This is a genomic window from Pseudomonas sp. SbOxS1 (assembly GCF_013416725.1).
Taxonomy (GTDB): Bacteria; Pseudomonadota; Gammaproteobacteria; order Pseudomonadales; family Pseudomonadaceae; genus Aquipseudomonas.
Map to the genome: position 1 here is coordinate 282,138 of NZ_JAAVXC010000003.1, position 23,770 is coordinate 305,907.

General features: G+C 60.5%; 26 protein-coding genes and 1 pseudogene. 1 reads left to right on the forward strand and 26 read right to left on the reverse strand.

Features of this window, described 5'->3' with window-relative positions; all coding sequences use genetic code 11:
• Positions 1-81: 81 nt before the first annotated feature.
• The 25 genes and pseudogenes from HFK74_RS05550 to HFK74_RS05670 form a co-directional block, all read right to left on the reverse strand.
• Positions 82-1,080: an ADP-ribosylglycohydrolase family protein gene (locus tag HFK74_RS05550; RefSeq protein ID WP_180202673.1), complete on the reverse strand. Its 999-nt coding sequence runs from the start codon at positions 1,078-1,080 to the stop codon at positions 82-84.
• Positions 1,077-1,790: a GntR family transcriptional regulator gene (locus tag HFK74_RS05555; protein WP_180202674.1), complete on the reverse strand. Its 714-nt coding sequence runs from the start codon at positions 1,788-1,790 to the stop codon at positions 1,077-1,079. Before HFK74_RS05555 ends, HFK74_RS05550 begins: the two co-directional genes overlap by 4 nt.
• 171 nt (positions 1,791-1,961) lie before the next feature.
• Positions 1,962-2,930 (reverse strand): L-arabinose ABC transporter permease AraH, encoded by a 969-nt coding sequence (gene araH / locus HFK74_RS05560; protein ID WP_180202675.1) that lies wholly within the window; start codon positions 2,928-2,930, stop codon positions 1,962-1,964.
• Between the two features lie 12 nt (positions 2,931-2,942).
• Positions 2,943-4,487, reverse strand: a complete 1,545-nt coding sequence (gene araG, locus HFK74_RS05565) for an L-arabinose ABC transporter ATP-binding protein AraG (RefSeq protein ID WP_180202676.1) — start codon at positions 4,485-4,487, stop codon at positions 2,943-2,945.
• Positions 4,488-4,551: 64 nt separating this feature from the next.
• A complete protein-coding gene (locus HFK74_RS05570; RefSeq protein ID WP_180202677.1) occupies positions 4,552-5,556 on the reverse strand; it encodes a substrate-binding domain-containing protein in 1,005 nt (334 codons plus the stop codon).
• 99 nt (positions 5,557-5,655) lie between these two features.
• A complete protein-coding gene (locus HFK74_RS05575; protein ID WP_180202678.1) occupies positions 5,656-6,474 on the reverse strand; it encodes an SDR family oxidoreductase in 819 nt (272 codons plus the stop codon).
• Positions 6,475-6,747: 273 nt separating this feature from the next.
• Positions 6,748-7,623 (reverse strand): SMP-30/gluconolactonase/LRE family protein, encoded by an 876-nt coding sequence (locus tag HFK74_RS05580; protein WP_180202679.1) that lies wholly within the window; start codon positions 7,621-7,623, stop codon positions 6,748-6,750.
• Between the two features lie 37 nt (positions 7,624-7,660).
• On the reverse strand, positions 7,661-8,377 hold the full coding sequence (locus HFK74_RS05585; RefSeq protein ID WP_180202680.1) for a FadR/GntR family transcriptional regulator: 717 nt from the start codon (positions 8,375-8,377) through the stop codon (positions 7,661-7,663).
• Positions 8,378-8,566: 189 nt separating this feature from the next.
• Entirely contained in the window at positions 8,567-9,127 is a 561-nt protein-coding gene (locus HFK74_RS05590; RefSeq protein WP_180202681.1) for a DUF1285 domain-containing protein, read from the reverse strand.
• A gap of 16 nt (positions 9,128-9,143) precedes the next feature.
• Complete coding sequence (locus tag HFK74_RS05595; protein WP_008066520.1) at positions 9,144-9,752, reverse strand: DUF4823 domain-containing protein; 609 nt, start codon at positions 9,750-9,752, stop codon at positions 9,144-9,146.
• Between the two features lie 184 nt (positions 9,753-9,936).
• Positions 9,937-10,905 carry a GTP 3',8-cyclase MoaA gene (locus tag HFK74_RS05600; RefSeq protein WP_180202682.1) on the reverse strand — a complete coding sequence of 323 codons (969 nt, stop codon included), beginning with the start codon at positions 10,903-10,905 and terminating at the stop codon, positions 9,937-9,939.
• 137 nt (positions 10,906-11,042) lie between these two features.
• On the reverse strand, positions 11,043-11,681 hold the full coding sequence (locus tag HFK74_RS05605; protein ID WP_007945721.1) for a TetR/AcrR family transcriptional regulator: 639 nt from the start codon (positions 11,679-11,681) through the stop codon (positions 11,043-11,045).
• Positions 11,682-12,023: 342 nt separating this feature from the next.
• Positions 12,024-12,809: a TatD family hydrolase gene (locus tag HFK74_RS05610; RefSeq protein ID WP_180202683.1), complete on the reverse strand. Its 786-nt coding sequence runs from the start codon at positions 12,807-12,809 to the stop codon at positions 12,024-12,026.
• A gap of 14 nt (positions 12,810-12,823) precedes the next feature.
• Positions 12,824-12,907, reverse strand: a pseudogene (locus HFK74_RS05615) (pilus assembly protein PilZ); the annotation flags it as partial.
• 36 nt (positions 12,908-12,943) lie between these two features.
• Positions 12,944-13,930: a DNA polymerase III subunit delta' gene (locus tag HFK74_RS05620; RefSeq protein WP_180202684.1), complete on the reverse strand. Its 987-nt coding sequence runs from the start codon at positions 13,928-13,930 to the stop codon at positions 12,944-12,946.
• Positions 13,923-14,555 carry a dTMP kinase gene (tmk, locus tag HFK74_RS05625; protein ID WP_180202685.1) on the reverse strand — a complete coding sequence of 211 codons (633 nt, stop codon included), beginning with the start codon at positions 14,553-14,555 and terminating at the stop codon, positions 13,923-13,925. The genes HFK74_RS05620 and tmk overlap by 8 nt, the downstream gene beginning before the upstream one ends.
• 19 nt (positions 14,556-14,574) lie before the next feature.
• Complete coding sequence (gene mltG, locus HFK74_RS05630; RefSeq protein ID WP_180202686.1) at positions 14,575-15,843, reverse strand: endolytic transglycosylase MltG; 1,269 nt, start codon at positions 15,841-15,843, stop codon at positions 14,575-14,577.
• A 3-nt stretch (positions 15,844-15,846) separates the two neighbouring features.
• A complete protein-coding gene (gene pabC / locus HFK74_RS05635) occupies positions 15,847-16,662 on the reverse strand; it encodes an aminodeoxychorismate lyase (RefSeq protein ID WP_180202687.1) in 816 nt (271 codons plus the stop codon).
• Positions 16,662-17,906, reverse strand: coding sequence for a beta-ketoacyl-ACP synthase II (fabF, locus tag HFK74_RS05640; RefSeq protein WP_180202688.1), 1,245 nt, complete (start codon positions 17,904-17,906; stop codon positions 16,662-16,664). The genes pabC and fabF overlap by 1 nt, the downstream gene beginning before the upstream one ends.
• 109 nt (positions 17,907-18,015) lie before the next feature.
• Positions 18,016-18,252, reverse strand: coding sequence for an acyl carrier protein (gene acpP / locus HFK74_RS05645; RefSeq protein WP_007987170.1), 237 nt, complete (start codon positions 18,250-18,252; stop codon positions 18,016-18,018).
• Between the two features lie 191 nt (positions 18,253-18,443).
• Positions 18,444-19,187 (reverse strand): 3-oxoacyl-ACP reductase FabG, encoded by a 744-nt coding sequence (gene fabG / locus HFK74_RS05650; RefSeq protein WP_008066534.1) that lies wholly within the window; start codon positions 19,185-19,187, stop codon positions 18,444-18,446.
• Positions 19,188-19,203: 16 nt separating this feature from the next.
• Positions 19,204-20,142 (reverse strand): ACP S-malonyltransferase, encoded by a 939-nt coding sequence (gene fabD / locus HFK74_RS05655; RefSeq protein ID WP_180202689.1) that lies wholly within the window; start codon positions 20,140-20,142, stop codon positions 19,204-19,206.
• Positions 20,143-20,268: 126 nt separating this feature from the next.
• Positions 20,269-21,279 (reverse strand): phosphate acyltransferase PlsX, encoded by a 1,011-nt coding sequence (plsX, locus tag HFK74_RS05660; RefSeq protein WP_180202690.1) that lies wholly within the window; start codon positions 21,277-21,279, stop codon positions 20,269-20,271.
• 4 nt (positions 21,280-21,283) lie between these two features.
• A complete protein-coding gene (rpmF, locus tag HFK74_RS05665) occupies positions 21,284-21,466 on the reverse strand; it encodes a 50S ribosomal protein L32 (RefSeq protein WP_003179396.1) in 183 nt (60 codons plus the stop codon).
• A gap of 13 nt (positions 21,467-21,479) precedes the next feature.
• Positions 21,480-22,007, reverse strand: coding sequence for a YceD family protein (locus tag HFK74_RS05670; RefSeq protein WP_008066540.1), 528 nt, complete (start codon positions 22,005-22,007; stop codon positions 21,480-21,482).
• A gap of 105 nt (positions 22,008-22,112) precedes the next feature.
• On the opposite strand from HFK74_RS05670, the gene HFK74_RS05675 reads away from it, so the two are divergent.
• Positions 22,113-22,691, forward strand: a complete 579-nt coding sequence (locus HFK74_RS05675) for a nucleoside triphosphate pyrophosphatase (RefSeq protein ID WP_180202691.1) — start codon at positions 22,113-22,115, stop codon at positions 22,689-22,691.
• Between the two features lie 86 nt (positions 22,692-22,777).
• Here the strand turns inward: HFK74_RS05675 and HFK74_RS05680 are convergent, their stop codons facing one another.
• On the reverse strand, positions 22,778-23,767 hold the full coding sequence (locus HFK74_RS05680; protein WP_180202692.1) for a S49 family peptidase: 990 nt from the start codon (positions 23,765-23,767) through the stop codon (positions 22,778-22,780).
• Positions 23,768-23,770: the final 3 nt, after the last annotated feature.

Below are 23,770 nucleotides of genomic sequence, written 5' to 3' on the forward strand. Positions count from 1 at the left end.
TCAACCGCGTCGTCCTGAAGTCCATCGCGAGCAGGCTCGCTCCTACAGGGGAATGCATTGCTCGCGATGGCGTCAGTCCTGTCAGCGCAAAGCCAACAGTCCTTTCACCAATGGCTCAAGCTCCAGATCATTGACGGCCTTGACCTTCTCGATCATCGCCAGCGGCCAACTCTGCAGCCCCAGGCAAGCCCCAAGCATCGCCCCCAGAATCGCCGCGATGGTGTCAGTGTCGCCACCCAGGCTCGCCGCCATGCACAGTGCCTCGAAGGCAGTCATTTCGCCGATGGCCACTTGCTGGGCCAGGGCAAACGACACCACCACCGACTCCTGCGAAGCCACCGAGGTGCCGATCACGTCGTACAGCAAATCGGCGAGCAACGCCTTGTCACTGTCGACGCTGATGCTGCGCGCCCAACTGATGCGCGAAGCGATGCGTCCGCCGGCCACCCAGTGGCCATGGCCTTCGGCTTGCTGGGCGAATTGCTGGCCGAGGTTCAGCGCCTCGCCCAGGTCCATGCCGTTGATCCCCGCGGAAACGACCGCCGCCACCGCCGCCGCGCTGGAAATGCCCAGCGTGGTGTTGTGGGTGACCTGGCAGGCCTGCACCACGGCATCGATGAAGCGCTCGGGATTGGCCACATCCGCGGCAATCCCGACCGGGGTGATCCGCATCGCCGCGCCATTGGTGGTGCCGTAGCGCCCGGCTTCTTCGGGCGAATGGCCGGCGAGGATCATTTCGATCGCGCGTTTGGTCGAAGGGCCGAGCAAGTCCTGCGAGCCCTTGGCCTGCATCACCGCTTCCCATTCGATCAAGCGTTGTGCGAGGACCGAAGGTTCGATGTTGCCTTGCCCCTCGACCAACAATTGACCGACCAGAATGGCCTGCTCGGTGTCGTCGGTGATCGAGCCCTTGGGCATATTGGCGGCGATCGGCTGATCGGGACCGGCATCTTCAAGGTCGGTGATTTCGCCGAAGCGCGCCTGGATGAGGGCGCGGCTCAGGGATTGGGTCGGCATGCCCAGCGCATCGCCCAGGGCCAGGCCGTAGAACGCGCCAAGCGCACGATTGAGCGCCGTCATTTCGACGCTCCGAATTGCAGGTGCAGGCGAAAATGCACAGGGTCGAGCAGGCTTTCCACCTGCTCCATGAAGCGGTTTTGCCGGTCGTAGGTGGTGCGCAAGGCCTTGAGGAACACCGTGCCGACCGGACGGCCCAGCAGTTCGGCATCTTCGGCGTTCAACGGCTCGGCACCGATCCATTGATCACCTCGCTCGCCGATGTAGCCATAGGCGGCCAGGGTGATGGTCAGCGAATCATCGATCAAGCCAACCCGCGGCAGGCTTTCCAGACCTCCGGTAGCGGGCATCAAGGAGCGTTCGAGGGAAACCAGCGTGCCATCGTTGGATCGCCGGCGACGGTCCAGGGTGATGAACTGGTCGGTGCCGAAACGCGGCAGCAAATCAGGACGGGTCACCGCCTCCAGCCGCAGCACTTCGGTATTGATCAGCGCACCACTGTCGGCCAGGGCCTGGGCCCAGCCGCTGCGCTGGTCGAGCGCCACACCGTCGAAGGTGACGATGGAACCGACCCCGCTTTGCGTCGCAATGTAGTTGCGCCGTTTCAACTCGGCCAGCGCTTCACGCAAGGTTCCTCGGCTGACTTTGAATTCTTGAGCCAACTGATGCTCGCCCGGCAGATGAAAACCGTCTTCCATGAGACCGCTTTCAATGCGCCGGATGAGTTCGTCGACCACCCGTTGTTTCTTGTCGAATCGTACCTGTCTAATCATGTACAAATTGAAACCGAAACGTGTCGAGACGGGCAAGAAATATTTACGGGAGGTGACAGAAGGAGAGCATCAGTGACACCGCCTTCGCCGGCAAGCCGGCTCCTACAGGGTATGCGAGCCCTTGTAGGAGCCGGCTTGCCGGCGAAGGGGCCTGGGAGACTGGCAAAAATCTCAGCGCTGTTTCAAGCGGTCTATCACGACGGCCAGTAACAGGATCGAACCTCGGATCACATACTGATAGAACGTATCGATGTTCTTCAGGTTCATCGCGTTCTCGATGATCGCCAGGATCAACACCCCGGCAATCACATGTCGGATCATGCCGATGCCGCCACTGAGCGACACGCCGCCGAGCACGCAGGCCGAGATCACCGTCAGCTCGAAACCCTGGCCGATCATCGGCTGGCCCGAGGTCATGCGCGATGCCAGGATCACCCCGGCCAGCGCACCGATCAGGCCGTGTACGGCGAAGATGATGATCTTGGTCCGGTCAACGTTGACCCCCGCCAGCAGCGCCGCTTCCTGGTTACCGCCGATGGCCATGGTGTTGCGCCCGTAGGTGGTGTAGTTGAGCAGCCAGCCGAAGAACAGGAAGCAGACAATGGTAATCAGGATCGGCACCGGCACGCCGAACAACTGGCCGTTGCCGAACACGAAGAACGACTCCTGGGACACCCCCACCGCCTTGCCGTTGGCGAAGATGTAGGCCAGGCCGCGCACGATCTGCATGGTCGCCAGCGTGGTGATCAGCGCATTGACCCGCAGCTTGGCAATCACGATACCGTTGATCAACCCGACGATCAGCCCCATCGCCAGCGCTGCGCTGACACCGAGAAAGAGGCTGTCGGTGTCGCGCATCACCACGGCGGCAACCACCCCGGCGCAGGCGATCACCGACCCCACCGACAAGTCGAAATGCCCGGACGCCAGGCAGTACAACATGGTGCACGCGGCGATCCCGGTGGTGGAAATCGCCAGGCCCAGGCCGCGCATGTTCAACGGCGAGAGGAAGTTGTCGATCAGCAAGGTGCACAGCACGAAGATACCGACGGCCGCCAGCAGCATCACCCAGTCGTCGAGAAAGCGCCGCAGGTCCAGGGGTTTGCGTGCAGTCGGCAGGGTTTCGTTTTGGGTTGTCATCATAGTCACCTCTCAGTTCGCCACGCCGTCAGCGCGTTGGCGCGGCAAAGCCAGTTGCAGCAGGTTGGATTCATTGGCCTGTTCACGGCTCAGTTCGCCGCGCAGCGCGCCTTCGCACAACACCAGGATGCGGTCGGAAATGCCCATCACTTCCATCAGGTCGCTGGACACCACGATCACCGCAATACCGCTGGCGGCCAGGTTATGGATGATCTGGTAGATCTCGGCCTTGGCGCCGATGTCGATGCCACGGGTGGGCTCGTCGAGCAGCAGGACTTTCATCGGCATCGACAGCCAGCGACCGAGAATGGCCTTCTGCTGGTTGCCGCCGGACAGAAACTTGATCTGTTGCCCGGCGTGTGGCGTCTTTACCTTGAGCGCCTTGATCTGCTGGTCGGCGTTGCCCTTCTCCCACAGGCCACGCAGCAGGCAACCGAAGGTCGAGTGCGCACCACGGGCGCTAATATTGATGTTCTCGGCGACGCTCGCCAGCGGCAGGATGCCCTCCTTCTTGCGGTCCTCAGGGCACAGCAAAATCCCGGCCGCGATCGCATCCCGGGGCGAGCGCAGTTTCAGTTCATGGCCGCGCAGTTCAAGGCGGCCGGCACTGTTGCGCTCCAGGCCGCTGAGCAGGCGAAACAGTTCCGTGCGCCCCGCGCCGACCAGGCCGAACAAGCCAAGAATCTCGCCCTTGTGCGCGTCGAAACTCACCGGTTCGCGCAGGCCAGGCCCGAGCAGGCGGTCGACCTTCAATGCCACCGCACCGCGCGGGCGCGGGCGGTAATCGTAGATGTCCTGAATGTCGCGACCGACCATGCAGGTAACCAATTGATCGTGGGTCAACTCGCTCATGTCTTCGAAGGTGCGCACGTAACGGCCGTCCTTGAACACCGTCACCGCGTTGCAGATGCGGAACACTTCTTCCATGCGATGGGAGACGTAGAGCACCACTTTGCCTTCGTCGCGCAGCCGCCCGATGATCGCCATCAAGCGATCGATCTCCCGCGCCGACAGGCTGCTGGTGGGCTCGTCGAAGGCGATGACATGCGCGCCACGGGACAAGGCCTTGGCAATCTCCACCAGTTGTCGCTGACCGAGGGACAGGCGCCCGACTTTCTCCTGCGGGTCGATTTCGTCGGCCAGGCCCCTGAGACAGGCCAGGGCTTGCTGGCGCAAAGTGCCGCGATTGATCAGGCCGAAACTGGCCGGCAGGTGACCGAGAAAAAGATTCTCCGCGACCGTCATTTCCGGCACCAGGTGCAGCTCTTGATGAATAACTGCAACGCCACTGCCAATGCTGTCGGCGGTGGATTTGAAAGCCATTGTCTGGCCGCCGATCTGCAGGTCGCCGCTGCTGGGGGTGTAGGCGCCGCCGAGGATCTTCAGCAGGGTCGACTTGCCGGCACCGTTCTCGCCCATCAAGGCATGAACCTGCCCCGGATGGGCGACGAAGTTGATGTTGTCCAGCGCCTTCACGCCAGGAAAGGTCTTGCCGATCCCGTTGAAGCGCAAGCTGCCGCCGGCGGAGTGTTGCTGTACTTGGGTTTGCGCGTGCATAGCCACCTCATCACACAGATCAGGCAACCCCGCTGCCGGGGCCGCCGATGAAATCAACCGGCCCTCAGTTCCACAGGCCGATCTTTTCCAGCTCCTGCTTGAAGTTGTCGCGCGTGATCAGCGTCACGTCGTCCATGGCGGTGTATTTCGCCGGTTCTTTGCCGCTGGTGACCCACTCGTACATCATGCTGGCGGTGTTGTAGCCCTCGATGTGCGGGCTTGGCAGCATCGACCCGTAGAAGCCGCTGTTTGGTTTCTTCAGCTCGCCAATGGCGTCGGTGCCGTTGATGCCGATGCCGATCACGTTCGCCGCGGTAAAACCGGCGGCTTCAGTGGCACGCACGCCGCCGAGCACGGTGTTGTCGTTCATGCCGCCGATGATCAGGTTCTTCGCCGCGCCCGGCAGCTTCACCAGCGCCGAGTTGGTGGCGTCCATGCTGCCCGGTACGTCGAGGGTTTTCAGGGCCGAGAACAGGATGTGATCCTTGGGCATGCCGGCATCTTCCAGCGCCTTGACCGAGCCGTCGGTGCGTTTCTTGCCGGTGTCGAGCTCGTTGTAGGTGTTGATCACCGCGTAGGTGTCCTTCCACTCCCAGCCGCGTTTTTTCGCTTCGGTGGCCATGGCACTGCCCTGCTTCTGGCCGACTTCGAAGGCGGCCATGCCCAGGTACGGCACGTCCTCCATGAACTTGCCGCTGGCATCGACGAAGCGGTCATCGACAGCGATCACTTTCAAACCGTTTAGCTTGGCCTTGGCCATGATCGCAGGGCCCAGGGACACGTCCGGCGGGCAGATCACGAAGCCCTTGGCGCCATTGGCCGCCAGGCTGTCGATGGCCGAGAGAGTTTTCTCGCCGTCAGGTACGGCGATCTTGATCAGGGTAAAGCCCTTCTCCTTGCCGGCCTTTTCAGCGAAGGCCCATTCGGTCTGGAACCAGGGCTCTTCCGCTTGCTTGACCAGGAAACCGATTTTCACTTCCTCGGCCGCCAGCAGCGTGCTGCTGAGGCTGAACGCGCTGACCGCCACGGCGGCGCAGCACAGGGAACGGATGGCATGACGACGATTCATAAGCTGACTCCTTGTTGTTTTTGTTGAGCGTAGTGCCAATAGTCATATCGTATGATGATTGAATTTCAGGCGCAGTTTTGCCCCTGGGATCCGGTCTACCTAGTCGTGGTACATCACTGAGCGCCCGCCATCGATGGTGATGCACGAAGCGTTGATGAACGGCGCTTCATCACTGGCCAGGAACACTGCGGTCATGGCCACTTCGATCGGCTGGCCGATGCGGCGCGGCGGGTGCAGGTCGAAGGCGCGCTGACGCTCGGCATGAGGGTCGGCAAAGCCGTTCCAGTAGTCGACGTTCAATTGGGTTTCGATGTAGCCCGGTGCAATCGCGTTGACGCGAATGCCCTTGGGTGCGTATTCGATACCCAGGGCGCGGGTCAGGCCGAGCAGGCCGTGCTTGGCCACGGGATACGGGAAGCAGCCCGGAATGATGTGGGTGGAATGGGTCGAGGCAATGTTGATGATGCTGCCGATGCCCTGCTCGATCATCTGCGGCAATACCGCCTTGCAGCCGTACCACGCGCCATCCAGGTCGATGGCGAAGCAGCGACGCCAGTCTTCCTCGGTCATTTCCAGCGGGTCACGGAACACGTTGACCCCGGCGCAATTGACCAGCACGTCGATCCGCCCGTGACGCTCGACCGCCAACCGGGCCATCGCTTGCAGGTCTTGCGGCTGCGAAACGTCGGCCTTGATCGCCACCACGTCGGCCCCTTTGCCCCGCCACTGTGCCGCGACGTTTTCGACTTTTTCGGCCTGGATATCGCTGATGATCAGCTTGGCCTGCTGGGACGCGAAGGTCGCCACAATCGCCTCACCGATGCCCTGGGCAGCGCCAGTCAACAACACGACTTTGTTTTTCAGGCGCTCGCCCTTGGGAGGTTCGGGCACGGGTGGTAACGAAAGAGGTTCAGCCATGGATCAGGACTCCTGTTCGAAAGCACGACGAAAACCGGACATCTGTGGATGTCCGGTCAAAAGGCGTTGAAGAAGAAACAGGCAGGCGCGAAAACGTTTCAGCCTTGGGATGGCCTGAAACGCGGACTCCACCAGGGAGTGCGGGGGAATATCGCTGCATCACTTCACCTGTTTTGTTTTTTTAAGTGTGAGTGCGTGTAACTGATGGAGCCGACTATAAACCTGACCGGCCAATAATCTCAATATATAATTTGTAGTCCCATATTATGGGATTTATCCGGAAAATCGACTACAGACCTTTCCTGCAACGTCGACGCGAATCGACAACACGGCCCCATCCAGCGGATGCCCAAGGGGGCTCGCGGCGCTGGTGATGTACAGGGTTTTCAGGTCGGCGTCGCCGAATACGCAGCTGGTCGGACGGCTGACGGGCAGTTCGATCACTCGATCGACCTTGCCTTGCGGGCTCAGCCTGAGCAGGCAACTGCCGTCCCATCGGGCATTCCAGATGAAACCCTCGGCGTCCATTGCCGAGCCGTCCGGGCCGCCGAGTGGGTGGGGGCCGAACCAGGTCTGTGGCGGTTCGAGATGGCCGTCGGTACGAATGAAGTGCCGGTACAACGTGCCGTCGAGGCTGTCGCCGAAATAAACAGTGGTGGCGTCATCACTCCACAGCAGCGTATTGGGTATACCCAGGCCACGCAGCAGCGGCGTCACCCGTGCATCGCGATCAACCCGGAACAGGCCACCGGACCGCCGTTCGATGGGCAGGTCTTCGCCCTGCTCGCCGATGTTGTTTTGCATGGTGCCGAGCCACAACCTGCCCTGGGCATCGCAGCGGGCTTCGTTGGCACGGTTGCCGGGCTGCGGATCGGCCACGCAGAACAAGGTCAGTCGTGGCTCCAATCCCGGAGAATCGAGGTCAAGCCGATACACGCCGCTGCTCAAGGTCACCAGCGCATCGCCGCTCGCACAAGGGATGAACGCCGATACGTGCTCCGGCATCTGCCAGATCTGCACGTTGGCGCCGATCAACCGCAGCGCCTGTTTGCCGGCGATGTCCACCCAGTACAGCGCCTGGGTCGGCGCATCCCAGAACGGACCTTCACCGAGTTGCGCCCGGTGCTCGGTAACCGCAGTCCACTCCATGAAACCTCCTGCATTATTCTTGTTTTTTATGTGGGGTTCAGCTGGCTTTTTTGTCGGCCATGACCTGCGGGTAATAGCGCTTGATTGCCAGGTCGGCATTATCGATCAGGGTCATGCAGGCCCACACGCCCCGTGCGGTATCCCGGGCGGCGATGGCGTCGGCCATGTCTTTATGAATGGGCAAGGTGCGGCGCAGTTCGTCGGGGTCGGCGGCGGACACTTCGAAACACACAGCCAACAGTGCGCCCAGGGCCGGGACCATTTGTTCGATGAATTGATTGTGGCTGGCAGCGAGGATGCACTCGTGGAAGAGCTGGTCGGCGCGGTTGTAATCGACACCGCTGTCCACCGCCCGCGCCAACGCGTTGTAGGCCAATGAAATGGCATCGAGCTGTTGGGCGGTTGCCCGTTCGCAGGCCCAGCGCACGGCCATCGGTTCGATGGTGCGGCGCAAGTCGAGCAAGTCATCGACGAAGTTTTCCGGCAAGCCGCTGCGCGACAGCCAGCCTACGACTTGCGGATCGAAGAGGTTCCAGCGCCGCACCGGCAATACCCGTGTACCGACTTTCGGCCCGACTTCGAGCATGCCCTTGGCCACCAGGGTCTTGATGGCTTCGCGAATGACGGTGCGACTGACACCCAACTGTTCGCCGAGGTCGGCCTCGACCTTGAGCGCTTCACCCGGCTTGACGTGCCCGGCTGCGATCCAGCAGCCCAGCCAGTCGACCGTCGACGCGTGAAAACTGCTGGACATGGACACCTCAAAGCCGATCGCGATGGGTGTCCACGCTAATCATCATATGATTGGGTGTCAAATTGATTTTTGGAATCAGCTGAGCCCCCTGTGGGAGCGAGCCTGCTCGCGATGACGGAGTAACAGTCCACATTGATGTTGAATGTAATACCGCCATCGCGAGCAGGCTCGCTCCCACAGGGGAATGTGTCAGGGTTCGAGACCGATGCGGAAGAACTCACCACCACTCCACACACCCAGCCAACGTTGCCCATCGATCTCGCGGGTAACGGCCAGGTCCACCAATTGATAGAACACATTGCGATGGATCAGCGCTTCGAGATTGGTGCGCACATGCACGTAAGGCGCCGGCTCTTGTGTGTCGGGATCGATGACTACGCGAATCGGATGCTCGGTACCGGCCTCAGCCGTCTCATCGACATTGGTGGTAAAGCGCAGTACCTGCGCCTCGCCCTCGCCTTCCACGTCCACCGCAATCGCCACGAAAGGCGCGTCATCGACCTTGATGCCGACCTTCTCGACCGGCGTGATGAGGAAGTAATCATCACCGTCGCGGCGGATGATGGTGGAGAACAGCTTGACCATCGGCTTGCGCCCGATCGGCGTGCCCAGGTAATACCAAGTGCCGTCGCGGGCGATGCGCATGTCGATGTCGCCGCAGAAATCGGGGTTCCACAAGTGGACCGGTGGCAAGCCTTGGGTCTTGGGGATTTGCCCCAGCAGGTCGTTGGCTTTTTGCGGGCCACTCATGGCGTTCTCCTTGAAATTACTGGTCGCTGAGCCCCAGCAGGCTGCGCGCGTACTGTTGCAACGGCGGGCCCATCAGGTCTTCTGGTTTTTCGTCGTGGAATGTCAGCAGGCCCCCACGACTCTTGATACGCGCAGTATCAATCAAATACTGGGTGCTGGTCTCGATCAACATGATCTGAATCACGCCGGTGTCGATGCCGAGGCGATCCACGGCTTCCTGATCCAGCCATTCATCCGAGTTGCCGATGCGGTCATCGGACTTGGCGAAACGGGTATAGAGCAGGTAATGGGCACCGACTGCACGGGCTTCACCCATTGCCTGATCAAGGCCCTGTGGAGTGCGGGCGCGGCGAACCATCGGGAAATACTCGATGAAGCCATCGAAGGCGACTTCGGCGATTACGTTGGGGCGCGGGTACACGGCACTGCCCGGCGGCACAAAGGCACCCTGGGCAATGTAGACGAAGGAGTCCGGCTGAATGCGCAGGTTGTTCACCCGGCGGCTGTCGCTGTGGTCCAGCAGGCCGGCGTCGCTCATGTGGTAGCGAGTCCCTTCGGCCATGTCGCTGACATTCATGCAGCCACCGAGCGCCAAAATGGCCAGCAGCAAAACCAGGCTACGCATCCTATCCTCCAGGGGCCGGTGACGGAAAACCGGCGAATGGCCGTGGGATGCAGCTTTTGCGCCAGCTATTCAGGAGTAGGAACATTTGTGGCGAGGGGATTCATCCCCGATGGACTGCGCAGCAGTCCCATTTTTGGGGCCGCTGCGCAGCCCAGCGGGGATGAATCCCCTCGCCACAGCCGGCTCAGCCGCCAATAATCTTCATGACGGTCGCACCGCCGGAAAACGCCACTTCCTGCTTATCGCCCAACGCCTTGACCAGCAACCGCTGCAAAGCCGGCAACGCCTGATGACGCGGTTTATCGAGCAGATCACCGACATAGTGGCGATTGCTTGACGACAGGCAGCCATGCAGCCAGCCAGTGGACGACAGGCGCAACCGCGAGCAGGTGCGGCAGAACGGCACGCTTTCGTTGGCGATCACGCCGAAATGCCCCAGCCCCGGAATTTCATAACGCACGGCGGTCGCATCGACAGGCGCATCGGCCTGGAGATACTCATAGTGTTCGCCGATCAGGCTCAGCAGCTGTTGCAGGCTGACAAATTGCTGCAGGAAGGCATTGGAGTCGCTGGCCAGGTGGCCCATACGCATCAACTCGATGAAGCGCAATTCAAAGCCGCGCTCCAGGCAGTAATCGAGCAGCGGCATCACCTGATCGAGGTTCTGGCCGCGCAGCGGCACCATGTTGACCTTGACCTTCATGCCCGCCGCCCGGGCCTGGTCCATGCCGCCCAGCACGGTCGCCAGATCGCCGCCACGGGCAATGCCGCGGAATGCACTGGCGTCAAGGGTATCGAGGGAAACGTTGATGCGTCGAATGCCGGCATCCACCAGGATCGGCAGCTTCTTCGCCAACAGCTGGCCGTTGGTGGTCAGGCTGATGTCCTGCAGCCCCATCTGGCCGACGGCGCCCATGAAGGCTTCGAGTTTCGGGCTGACCAGCGGTTCGCCACCGGTGATGCGCAAGCGCTCGATACCCGCCGCTTCGATCAGGTAGGCCACCCCGCGCGCCATGGCTTCGGCCGACAGTTCATCCTGCGCAGCCACCAGCCGCTTGCCGTTAGGCACGCAGTAGGTACACGCGTAATTGCAGGCTGAGGTCAGGCTGACTCGCAAATTGCGAAAACGCCTGCCTTGTCGGTCAACGATCATGATCACTCCGGCGCAAGAATATTCGGGCCGTTAAAACTTGACTCACAAATCAAGTTTTAGCAAGCCCTCTGCCTGAGTATATTCCTGCGGTACTGCGCCATATAGCGAAATCACGGGCAATAAGGCGGCTGAATGGCTCAGCTGCTCGGGGTATCGCTGTCGCGCTTGCGCTTGTTGCCCATGCGCACGCCGATGTCCATCAGGAACTGGAAGAAGCCTTCCTGGTCTTCCAGAACATTGCTCCAGAACGGCGAGTGATACAGCGCCACGGCACCGTGCACCAGCGCCCAGGACGCGCAGTAATGGAAGTAAGGCGGCACGTCTTCGAGCTTGCCTTCGCTGATCCGGCCCTTGATGAGCAAGGTCAGGCGTTCGAAGTTCGAGGCGCGGATCTTGTGCAGTTCCTCGACCATCTCCGGCACCTGGTTGCCCTTGACGACCTTTTCTTCCAGGCGGTCAAACAACCGGTACCGCTGTGGGTCGCGCATGCGGAATTCGAAATAGGCGCGGGACAGGGCTTCCTTGTCCTTGTCGACATCGGCCGAATGCAACAGCTCGTTCAAATCGCGCTCATAGTCGAGCATCAGGCGCAGGTAGATCTCGGCCTTGGACTTGAAGTGCTTGTAGATCGTGCCTTTGCCGATACCGACAGCATCAGCAATCATCTCGACGGTGACACTGTCTTCACCCTGGTCGAGGAACAGCTTGAGCGCGGTATCGAGAATTTCTTGCTCGCGGCGACGAAACTCACGGACCTTACGAGGTTCTTTATGCATAAGAAAAGGTCTGTAGGGGTCAAAATTCGAAGCCGCGTATTATGCCTAAATTGCGCAAAAATGCACGGATCATCCGACCATATCTGTGTTTCTTGATGATTTCTCAGCACATCGTCCGTTGATGAGAACTCTTCTGAAGCGCCTGTATTCCAAATATGTTTAAAAACCGCGATGTACAAACTGGACGGTACGAAATCCTGATCAATACTTGAACTGTCGGCGGGGCATCTCCCCCAAGTGTCACGCCGATATTGGTACCAACGGACCGCGTGCCATTGTTTTACTCCTAATGGTCTTAACCCGGATTCACCCCCCAGAACCCGGGTTTTTTTTGCCTGCGATTTAACCTTTTACATGCGCCAGCGGGAACAGGCGCTTGAAATTCGCCGTGGTCTGCTCGGCAAATCGCTCATAAGGCTCACCACGCAACATTGCCAGAAATTCCGCTACTTCGCGTACGTACTGCGGCAGGTTCGGCTTGCCACGGTAGGGGATCGGCGCGAGGTATGGCGAGTCGGTTTCCACCAGCAAACGGTCCGCCGGTACCTTGCTCGCCACGTCACGCAACGCGTCGGCATTGCGGAATGTGACAATCCCGGAAAGGGAAATGTAGTAACCCATGTCCAGCGCGGCTTTCGCCATGTCCCAGTCTTCGGTGAAGCAGTGCAGCACGCCCGCCTGGGGCAGAGCGGCCTCACGCAGCAGGTTCAAGGTATCGGCGCGCGCGCCCCGGGTGTGGATGATCACCGGCTTGCCGGTCTGCTGGGCCGCTTGCAGGTGCAAACGGAAAGATTGCTGCTGCAACTCGGCCGCTTCCGGCTCGTAGTGATAATCCAGGCCGGTTTCGCCGATCGCCACCACGCGCGGATGATTGAGCTCTTGTAACAGCCAGCCCAGCGCAGGCGCCGCACCGGGCTGCACATCCAGCGGATGCACGCCGACCGAACAATCGACATCGTCATAGCGCTCGGCCAGGGCTTTGACGTCGGCCGCGTTATCAGCACTGACGCCGATACACAGGAAGTGCCCTACCCCACGCTGCCGGGCCGCATCAAGGGCGGCATCCAGCGAGCCGTCATGGGCGGCGAGGTCGAGGCGATCAAGGTGACAATGGGAATCTACGAGCATAAAAGGGCTGCAACTTACATCGTATGAGTGGGACGGCCGGATTTCAGGGCTCCGGCCAGGTGGGTTTCGATTCGACTGCGCACAGTATTATCGCCGTCAATGACACTTGATGCCCAGAATCCTGGCGCCGACGGTCACCTCTGGGCAGGCAGCGTCGCCCATTGCACCAGCAGCGCCTCCAGCAACAACACCCGGTTGAGGTTGGCTTTGCTCAACACCTTCTGGCGCTGGGCGAGAATCCAGTCCTGGATATTCAGGACTTTGTCCTGGGCGGTTTTCTGCGCCAGGTACTGGATCACCTTGCGCATGTCCGTCAGCCCCAGCCCTTGTTCATCCTGGGTTAATTGGTAGCGCAGGATCAGGCTCGACCAATCACAGAACCAGTCGAACAGCAGCAACAACGGAATCGCATTCCAGCCCTCGGCCAGTTGTGTCGGCGATTGTTGCTGCTTGAGCAACTTCTTCACCCCTTCGACCACTTGCGCGCGCTGCTCGCGCACGCCCTGGGCGTTCAGGTTGACGGCGGCCAACGGCGAACCGGCGGCCAGGGTCAGCAATTCGATGCGTTCTTCCTGCGAACAGTCCGGCAAGGCCCTGGCTAGCCAGTCCAGGCTCATGGCCTCGCCCGGCAGCGGACAGGCTTGCTGCACACAGCGACTCTTGATGGTCGGCAACAGGCGGCTGGGCTGGTGACTGACCAACAGCAGCACGGTGTCGCCAGACGGCTCTTCGAGGCTTTTGAGCAAGGCGTTGGCGGCGTTGATGTTCATCGACTCGACCGGCTCGATCAGCACCACTTTGCGTCCACCCAATTGCGCGGTCTGCACCACGAAACTGACCAGGTCGCGCACCTGGTCGACCTTGATGGCCTTGTCGGCTTCTTCCGGCTCCAGGATGTAGTTATCGGGATGACTGCCGGCCTTGAGCAACAGGCACGACTTGCATTCGCCACAAGCGCCCTGGGCGGTCGGACGCTGGCACAGCAGGCTGGCCATCAGACGCTCGGCCAGGGCCCGCTTGCCGATCCCGGCCGGGCCATGCAGCAAATAGGCATGGGCGTGTTGCGCACGACCTGCCAGTTGCTGCCAGAGACTGTCCTGCCACGGATAGGCTTCAGCCACGACTCAACTCCACCAGGCGTGGCAGCAAGACATCCAGGGATTGCTGAACCTGCGCCAATGGCTGCGCGGCGTCGATCAACACGTAACGCGCAGGCTGCGCTGCCGCTCGCTGGAGGAAAGCACTGCGCACGGCATCGAAAAAGGCCCGGCCTTCCAGCTCAAAGCGATCCAGGCGTCCACGGGCACTGGCGCGCGCCAGGCCCACTTCCACCGGCAGGTCGAAAATCAGCGTCAGGTCGGGGCGCAGGTCACCCTGGACAAAGGCTTCCAGCGTAGCAATACGCTCCAGTGACAAGCCGCGGCCACCGCCCTGGTAGGCGTAGGTCGAATCGGTGAAGCGATCACACAACACCACGGCACCGCGGGCCAGCGCCGGGCGAATGACTTCGGCCAGGTGTTGGGCACGCGCGGCGAACACCAGCAACAACTCGGTGTCCGGGTTCATGGCTTCATCAACCGGCGCCAACAGCACGTCGCGAATGCGTTCGGCCAGCGGCGTGCCGCCCGGCTCCCGGGTCAGCACCACCTCGATACCGGCAGCGCGCAGGCGCTCGGCCAGATATTCGCGATTGGTGCTCTTGCCGGCGCCTTCCGGGCCTTCCAGCGTAATAAACAAGCCAGTCACAGGCAGTCCTTAGTCAGATTCATTGTGGGCTTTGCGGCGTTGTGGTGTTCGGTTGCGGCTCCGCTTGCGGTTCCGGTGTGGCAGCAGGCTCAGGCACGGGATCTTGCTCGGGCACCGCAGGTGCAGCCTCGGGCGCTGTGTCGGGAGAGGCCGCCGGGACAGGGAGCTGGGCCTCGGGAGGCTCGGGTTGTGTCGATTCGGTTGGCGGTACCTGGGTATCCGGCGCCTGAGTATCCGGCGTCTGGGACGTGCTCACCGGCGCCGGGCTGGAGCGGTAATCGGCGCGACGCTTGAGCTGGAACTCTCGCACGGCATTGTTGTGCGCGTCCAGATCATCGGAGAACACATGGCTGCCGTCACCGCGAGCCACGAAGTAGAGGCTGGTGCCCTCCACCGGATTGAGCGCCGCGTGGATGGCTTCGCGGCCGACCATGGCAATCGGGGTCGGCGGCAGACCGGAAATCATATAGGTGTTGTATGGGTTCGCTTCCTTGAGATGGGCGCGGGTCAGCTTGCCGTTGTAACGGTCACCCAGGCCATAGATCACCGTCGGGTCCGTTTGCAACAGCATGCCGATTTCCATGCGACGCACGAATACGCCGGCAATCTGCCCGCGTTCCTGTGGCACGCCGGTTTCCTTCTCCACCAGCGAGGCCATGATCAGGGCTTGATAGGGCCCGGAGTAAGGCAGGTCGGCCGCACGCTGGTTCCACTCCTTGGCCAGCACTTCGTCGAGGCGTTCGTAAGCAGTTTTCAGCAATTCGGTGTCGGTCATGCCGCGCACGAAGCGGTAGGTATCGGGAAAGAATCGCCCCTCGGGGAAAATCCCGCTATGGCCGAGCTTGTCCATGACCTGGCTGTCGCTCAGGCCGCTCAGGGTTTGCTCAAGCTTTTCTTCCTTGGCCAGGGCCGCACGGACCTGATGGAAATTCCAGCCTTCGACCAGGGTCAGGCTGTATTGCACCATTTCCCCGCGCTTCCACAGGTCGATCAGACCTTCGACGGTCATGCCGGGCGTCATGCGGTACTCACCGCTGTGCAATGGCTGTTTGGGCAAGTTGAAGCGCCAATAGACGCGCAGCCAGAACGCGTCCTTGATGACGCCGTCGGCTTCCATCCGCAGGAAGGTGCGGTTCGGAGTGGTGCCCTTGGGCACCTCCAGCAGTTCTTCCTGCGTGATATTCAACGGTTGCACCAGTGCCGAATGAATTTTCCAGGCAGAAGCACCTAACATCAGCCCCGCCAGAACCAGTCCGGTTTCCAGCAGCAGCAAGAATTTACGTCTCACGTATCAAGCATCCAGTAGCGCGCGGGCAATGGTTTGGAGTTTACGGGTGAGCGGCCCAACCGGCCAGCTCAGTGCGGCATAGGCGCGCACCGGCCAAACGCCATACACGCTGTTGCAGACAAACACTTCGTCAGCGCCCTGCAGCTGCTCGAGCGTGATATCGGTGATTTGCAGGGGGATGCCCAAGGATTCGGCCTGGGACAACAACTCGGCACGCATCACACCTTCTACGCCGCAGTAGGTCAAATCCGCGGTGATCAACACGCCGTCATGCACCAGGAACAGGTTGCTGAACACGCCCTCGATCACGCGACCGGCCTGATCGAGCATCAAGCCTTCGGCATGTTCGGTGTCCTGCCATTCGGCGCGCGCCATCACCTGCTCAAGACGGTTCAGGTGCTTGAGACCTGCGAGCAGGGGCTGGAACGAAAGTCGGGTGGTGCACGGGAACAGGCGAATGCCCTGCTCTGCATGGGCGTCCGGGTAAACCGCAGGAGGATTACCCGACAGGATACGACGGGCCTGGGCCGAAGGATCGAAAGCGTAGCCACGCTGGCCGTCGCCGCGGGTAACGATCAGCTTGAGCACGCCTTCGTTCAGCTGCTCGGCATAGGTCAACAATTCCGCGACCACGACCGCCTGGTCCAGATTGATTGCCAACCGTCGGCAGCCCCTGGCGAGGCGCACCAGATGACGATCCAGCAGCACCGGAAAGCCATCATGCACGGCGATGGTCTCGAACAGACCGTCGCCGTAGGCCAGGCCGCGATCCTTCAGCGACAATGCATCAGCTGGCTGACCGTCGACCCAGCTGTCCATCAGCCTGCGAACCGGCGGAACACCAGCGAGCCGTTGGTGCCGCCAAAACCGAAGGAGTTGGAGACGACCACATCGATATCCATGTTGCGCGCAGTGTGCGGCACGAAGTCGAGGTCGCAGCCTTCGTCCGGCTCATCGAGGTTGATGGTCGGTGGCGCCACCTGGCTGTTGATCGCCAGCACGCTGAAGATGGCTTCGACCGCGCCTGCCGCACCCAGCAAGTGGCCGGTCATCGACTTGGTCGAACTCACGGCCAGCTTGTAGGCGTGCTCCCCAAACACCGACTTGATCGCATTGACTTCAGCGAGGTCGCCAGCCGGCGTCGAGGTGCCGTGGGCATTGATGTACTGCACTTGATCGCCATTGATCTTGGCGTCTCGCAGCGCATTGGTGATGCAGCGTGCAGCCCCTGCGCCATCGGCTGGCGGCGAAGTCATGTGGTAGGCATCGCCACTGGTGCCGAAACCGATCAGTTCGGCATAGATGGTCGCGCCGCGGGCCTTGGCGTGTTCCAGCTCTTCCAGCACCAGCGCACCGGCGCCATTGGACAATACGAAGCCATCACGGCCCTTGTCCCATGGACGGCTGGCGCGGGTCGGCTCGTCGTTGCGGGTCGACAGCGCGCGCGAGGCGCCGAAGCCGCCCATGCCCAGGCCACAGGCGGCCATTTCGGCACCGCCGGCGATCATCACGTCGGCTTCGTCGTACATGATGTTGCGAGCAGCCATGCCGATGCAGTGCGTACCGGTGGTACACGCCGTGGCGATGGCATAGTTAGGCCCCTGTGCCCCCAGGTGGATGGACAGGAAACCGGAAATCATATTGATGATCGAGCCGGGCACGAAGAACGGAGAAATCCGTCGCGGACCGGTCTCATGCAAGGTGCGACTGGTTTCTTCGATGTTGGTCAGTCCACCGATACCCGAACCCATGGCCACGCCGATGCGTTCACGGTTGGCATCGGTCACTTCCAGACCGGCATTGCGCACTGCCTGAAAACCTGCGGCCAGACCGTACTGAATGAACAGGTCGAGCTTGCGAGCTTCCTTGAGCGACAGGTATTCCTCGACATTGAAGCCCTTTACCGAGCCGCCAAAACGGGTGGAATAGGCAGAAAGGTCGGTGTGTTCGATCAGACCAATGCCACTGCGGCCAGCCAGAATGCCCTGCCAGCTGCTCGGCACATCCGTGCCCAGTGGCGACAACATACCCATACCGGTGACTACGACGCGTCTACGCGACACAGCACTCTCCTTTTTTCAAATGACGACTTTGCATCAGGCCTAAAGAAAAAACCGCACGCCATGATGGCAGTGCGGTTTTTCCATGACAGCGAGCAACGATTACAAACTATTACGCCTGGTGGGCAGTAACGTAGTCGATTGCAGCTTGTACAGTAGTGATCTTCTCAGCTTCTTCGTCAGGGATTTCGGTCTCGAATTCCTCTTCCAGAGCCATCACCAGCTCAACGGTGTCAAGGGAGTCAGCACCCAGGTCTTCAACGAAGGAAGCAGTGTTGACCACTTCTTCTTCTTTAACGCCCAGTTGCTCGGCAACGATTTTCTTGACGCGCTCTTCGATGGTGCTCATACCTTGTTTTCACTCCTAATGGACAAATTCAGGCAGCTGGCCAGTGGGTAAGTGTATAGAAAGACTTTTCAGCTTTTCAACTGAAAGCTTCACTCCTCAGACCCGGTGACCCGCTGCCTATAAATAGATTGCAGCTTTATAACGGATTTTAGACAGCTCGTATGACATTTTTTTGAAACGATCCGTCACATTTAACTCATGTACATCCCGCCGTTCACCGGGATTGTAGCCCCAGTAACGTAAGCCGCACCGTCCGACGCAAGAAAAGCGACCACAGACGCGATCTCTTGAGCTTGCCCCAGACGACCCAGCGGAATCTGCGTCTGCAAGGCTTCACGCTGTGCCTCGGGCAGTTCGCGGGTCATATCGGTGTCGATGAACCCTGGGGTCACCGAGTTTACCGTAATCGAACGCGAACCGACTTCACGCGCCAGTGAGCGGCTGAAACCTTCCAGGCCGGCCTTGGCGGCAGCGTAGTTTACTTGGCCTGCGTTGCCCATGGCACCCACAACCGAGCCAATACTGATAATTCGTCCCCAACGGGCCTTGGTCATACCACGCAAAACGCCCTTGGAGAGGCGGAACAGACTGGTCAGGTTGGTATCGACCACGTCATGCCACTCGTCGTCTTTCATGCGCATCATCAGGTTATCGCGGGTGATGCCGGCATTGTTGACCAGTATCGCCGGCGCACCGAACTGCGCCTGAATGTTCTTCAGCACCTCGGTTACGGACTCGTCGCTGGTGACATTGAGCTCAAGGCCGGTGCCCTGGATGCCGTTTTCCTTCAGGGTGGCGGCAATGCGCTCGGCACCGGAAGCTGTGGTCGCGGTGCCCACAACGATGGCGCCCTGACGACCCAGTTCCAGGGCGATGGCCTGGCCGATACCGCGGCTCGCACCGGTGACCAGTGCAACTTTACCTTGCAGACTCATGCAAGCTTCTCCTGATTCAGGCCAGCGCTGCACGGGCGGCAGCGAAAGCGTCTGGGGTGTTGAGATTGGAAGTCGATACGCCTTCGGCGCAGCGCTTGTTCAGACCGGCCAGTACTTTGCCCGGGCCGCATTCCACCAGATTGGTCGCGCCTTTGGCGGCCAGGGTCTGCACGGATTCTACCCAGCGTACTGGCTTGTAAAGTTGCTCGAGCAGATCACGCTTGAGGGTTTCCAGATCCGCCGGCACCTGGGCGCTGACGTTCTGTACCACGGGGATCTGTGGGGCCTGCCAATCGATCGCGGCGATCGATTCGGCGAAACGCTCGGCCGCCGGGCGCATCAGCTCGCAGTGCGACGGCACGCTGACCGGCAACGGCATGGCGCGCTTGGCGCCACGTGCCTTGCAGCCTTCGATGGCTCGCTCGACCGCTGCCTTGGCACCGGCAATGACCACTTGCCCCGGGGAGTTGAAGTTGACCGCGCTGACCACTTCACCTTGTGCCGCTTCGGCACAGGCAGCCAGTACGTCAGCGTCTTCCAGACCGAGGATGGCAGCCATGCCGCCCTGCCCGGCCGGCACGGCTTCCTGCATCAGCTGGCCACGGCGCTCGACGAGCTTTACCGCGTCCGCCAGGCTCAAGCTGCCAGCCGCCACCAGGGCGCTGTATTCACCCAGGCTGTGACCGGCCACATAAGCCGGGAGCGCGCCGCCTTCAGCCAGCCACAAACGCCACAGGGCGATCGAAGCGGTCAGAATCGCCGGTTGGGTTTTATCGGTCTGGTTGAGTTGTTCTTCCGGCCCTTGCTGGGTCAGCGCCCACAGGTCGTAACCCAGGGCATCGGAAGCTTCTTTGAACGTGTCGAGGACGACCGGGTGTTGCGCGCCCAACTCGGCCAGCATGCCGAGGGACTGCGAACCCTGTCCCGGAAAGACGAATGCGAGGGAAGCAGACATGTAACAAGCCCCTAATGATCTTGTCGTCGGAGAATTGACGTCCCGCTCAGGGGGACGCAAGAAACTGAGAGTTGGATGGCCATTTGAACCAAGCGGTCACATTTAAGCATTGTCCGACGAAAACGCCTAAAGCAACAAATCCTCCAGACGACCGTGGATGCGTTCAGGCAGGTTTTCCTGAATCTCGATCAGGGCACGGGAGATGGCACTTTGAAAGCCCTGAACCCCTGCAGAACCGTGACTCTTTACGACAATCCCCTGCAAACCGAGGAAGCTCGCGCCGTTATGTCGTGCAGGTGCCAGGTCGGCTTGCAGGCGCTTCATCAGTGGCAGAGCCAAGGCTCCGACCATGCGTGACGGCAGGCTTTTCTTGAACAACGCCTCGATGCGCCCGGCAATCATGGTCGCCAGCCCCTCGCTGGACTTGAGCAGGATGTTGCCGACAAAACCATCACACACCACGACGTCCGCTTCGCCACGGTACAACCCGTCGCCTTCGACAAAACCGATGTAATTGATGCCACGGGCAGTTTGCAGCAAGGTTGCAGCGAGCTTGACCTGCTGGTTGCCCTTGATGTCCTCGGTGCCGATATTCAGCAATGCCACGCGCGGACGCACGATGCCCAGGGTTTCTGCAGCGACCGAGCCCATCACCGCAAACTGCAACAGATGCTCGGCACTGCAATCGACATTGGCGCCCAGGTCGAGCAACTGGCAGTAACCTTTCTGCGTCGGGATCGCCGCCACCATGGCTGGTCGATCAATGCCCGGCAAGGTCTTGAGTACAAATCGCGACAACGCCATCAGCGCCCCGGTGTTACCGGCACTGACACAGGCCTGGACCTTGCCATCACGCAGCAATTCAAGCGCCACGCGCATCGACGAGTCGGGTTTGCCGCGCAGGGCCTGGGCGGGTTTTTCGTCCATGGCGATGACTTCGCACGCCGGAGCAATCGACAGGCGCGCGCGATCCACAGCCGAATGGCCAGCGATCAATTCTTCAAGGAGGGAGGGTTGACCGACGAGGGTCAGGTGCAGCGAGGGCGTAGCAGACAGGCAAGCAATACTGGCCTGGACAATGCTGCGGGGACCGAAGTCCCCGCCCATTGCGTCAATCGCGATGACTTGAGCGGACAAGTGATTACTCGTCAGCGCCCTTGTCGATCACTTTACGGCCACGGTATACGCCTTCTGGCGATACGTGGTGACGCAGGTGAACTTCACCGGTGGTTTTTTCTACAGACAGGGTGCTAGCCTCGAGAGCGTCGTGCGAACGGCGCATGTCACGGGCAGAGCGGGATTTTTTGTTCTGCTGAACAGCCATAATTGATTAACTCCTAAACGTTTGGGTCACGCTTTAACTGCGCCAATACACTGAACGGGTTGGACCGCGTTACCTCGTCCTCGCTCGGTTCGGGCTCATCTGCTCCCGCCGGCTGCTGGCATTCTTCCGGATGATGAGCAGGCACAATGGGCAAGGCGAGCAGAAGCTCCTCCTCGATCAGTGACTGCAGATCCAAAGGATCTTCGCCCAGTTCCAGCACGTCATAACCTTTCGGTAACGACTGGGTATTCGCACCCTCCTTCACCACAGCGTAACTGCATTCGCTATGGATCGGCAGGGTGACCAGCTCAAGACAACGCTGGCAAACCATTTTGACTTCAGTGTCGATAAAGCTGTGGATGACCACAGATTTACGTTCATCTCGTTCAAAAACGAATTTAGCCTGCACCGTACCGACATTGTCGGAAAGCGGGTCGCAGAGTCTCTTCAAATCGGCCAGCAGCATTTCACCTTGGAGGGTGGTGCCACGATCAGCCAATTTGCGCGGGTCAACGTGAGGTGGAATCGGGTCATTCAACATAGGCGCAGCATTATAGGGATGCACCCGCCCATGTCAAAGGAAATTCAGCCCTGTCCGTCACTTGGAAGCCCCGCTAGAATTCTCGCCTGCCATTTGGAGTTGCGCATGCTGCCCTTATTACTCGCTTCAAGCTCCGTCTATCGCCGGGATTTGCTGGCCCGCCTGCAGCTGCCATTCAGCTGCAGCTCGCCGGACATCGACGAAAGCCATCGCCCTGGCGAATCCGCCATCGAGCTGGTCAAACGCCTCGCCGAAGAGAAAGCGCGCGCCCTGGCTGCCAGCCATACCGCTCATCTGATTATCGGTTCCGACCAGGTCGCAGTGCTTGGCGAACGGATTATCGGCAAGCCCCACACCTTCGAAAAAGCCCGCGAGCAACTGCTGGCCGCAAGCGGCGCCAGCGTGACGTTCCTGACCGGACTGGCCCTGCTGAACAGCCAGACCGGTCACTGCCAGGTCGACTGCGTACCTTTCACGGTGCACATGCGCACCCTCGACAGCGAACGCATCGAGCGCTATCTGCGCGCCGAACAACCCTACGACTGCGCTGGCAGCTTCAAGGCCGAGGGACTGGGGGTGAGCCTGTTTCAGAGCACTGAGGGCCCGGATGCCACCAGCCTTGTTGGCCTGCCGCTGATTCGCCTTGTCGATATGTTGCTGGCCGAAGGCGTGCAAATCCCCTAAAAGCAAAAGATCGCAGCCTTCGGCAACTCCTACGGGTGATCTGTGTAGGAGCTGCCGAAGGCTGCGATCTTTTGACCTTGAAACACTTAACGCAATGACGGACCGTTAAACCCCATCCACATCGCCAAGTGCTCAGCCACGCTGGCGCCGAGCTTTTTCGAGAAACGATCGAACGGCGATTCCTGAACGGTGAAATCCACCAACTCTTTTTCGCCGATCACATCCCGCGCAACATAACTGGCATTACCCAGGCCATCGACCAAGCCCAGCGGCAGCGCCTGCTCACCCGACCAGACCAGCCCGGAGAACAGCTCCGGATGCTCTTTGTCCTTCAGGCGATCGCCACGACCCTGCTTGACGCTATTGATGAACTGTTTGTGCGTGGTATCGAGCACGCCCTGCCAGAACGCCGTTTCTTCAGGCTTCTGCGGCTGGAACGGATCGAGGAAGGATTTGTGTTCGCCCGAGGTGTAGGTGCGACGCTCCACACCCAGCTTCTCCATGGTGCCGACAAACCCGTACCCCGCCGCCGTCACCCCGATGGAGCCCACCAGGCTCGCCTTGTCGGCATAGATCTGGTCCGCCGCACTGGCGATGTAATACGCACCGGAAGCGCCCAGATCTGAAATTACCGCGTAAAGCTTGGTATCCGGATGCAGGCCACGCAGTCGGCGGATCTCGTCATAGACATAACCTGACTGCACCGGACTGCCGCCCGGGCTGTTGATGCGCAAGATGACACCCTTGACCTTATCGTCTTCGAAGGCGGCCCGCAGGCTGCCGACGATGTTGTCGGCACTGGCCGGCTCCTTGTCGGCGATCATGCCGTTGACGTCGATCAGCGCGGTGTAGTTGCCACTGCGGGTAGCAGCCTTCTCCATGTCCATCAGCGGCGTGAACAGCGCCAACGCGACGAACAGGTACACGAAGGTCAGCAACTTGAAGAAAATACCCCAGCGCCGAGAGCGACGCTGCTCCTGCACACCGGCCAGCAGGGTCTTTTCCAGCAGCTTCCAGCTTTTTTCGTCACCGCTCTCTGCGCTCGCCTTGGCGGGCGCCTTCCATTCGTCGGCCATGCC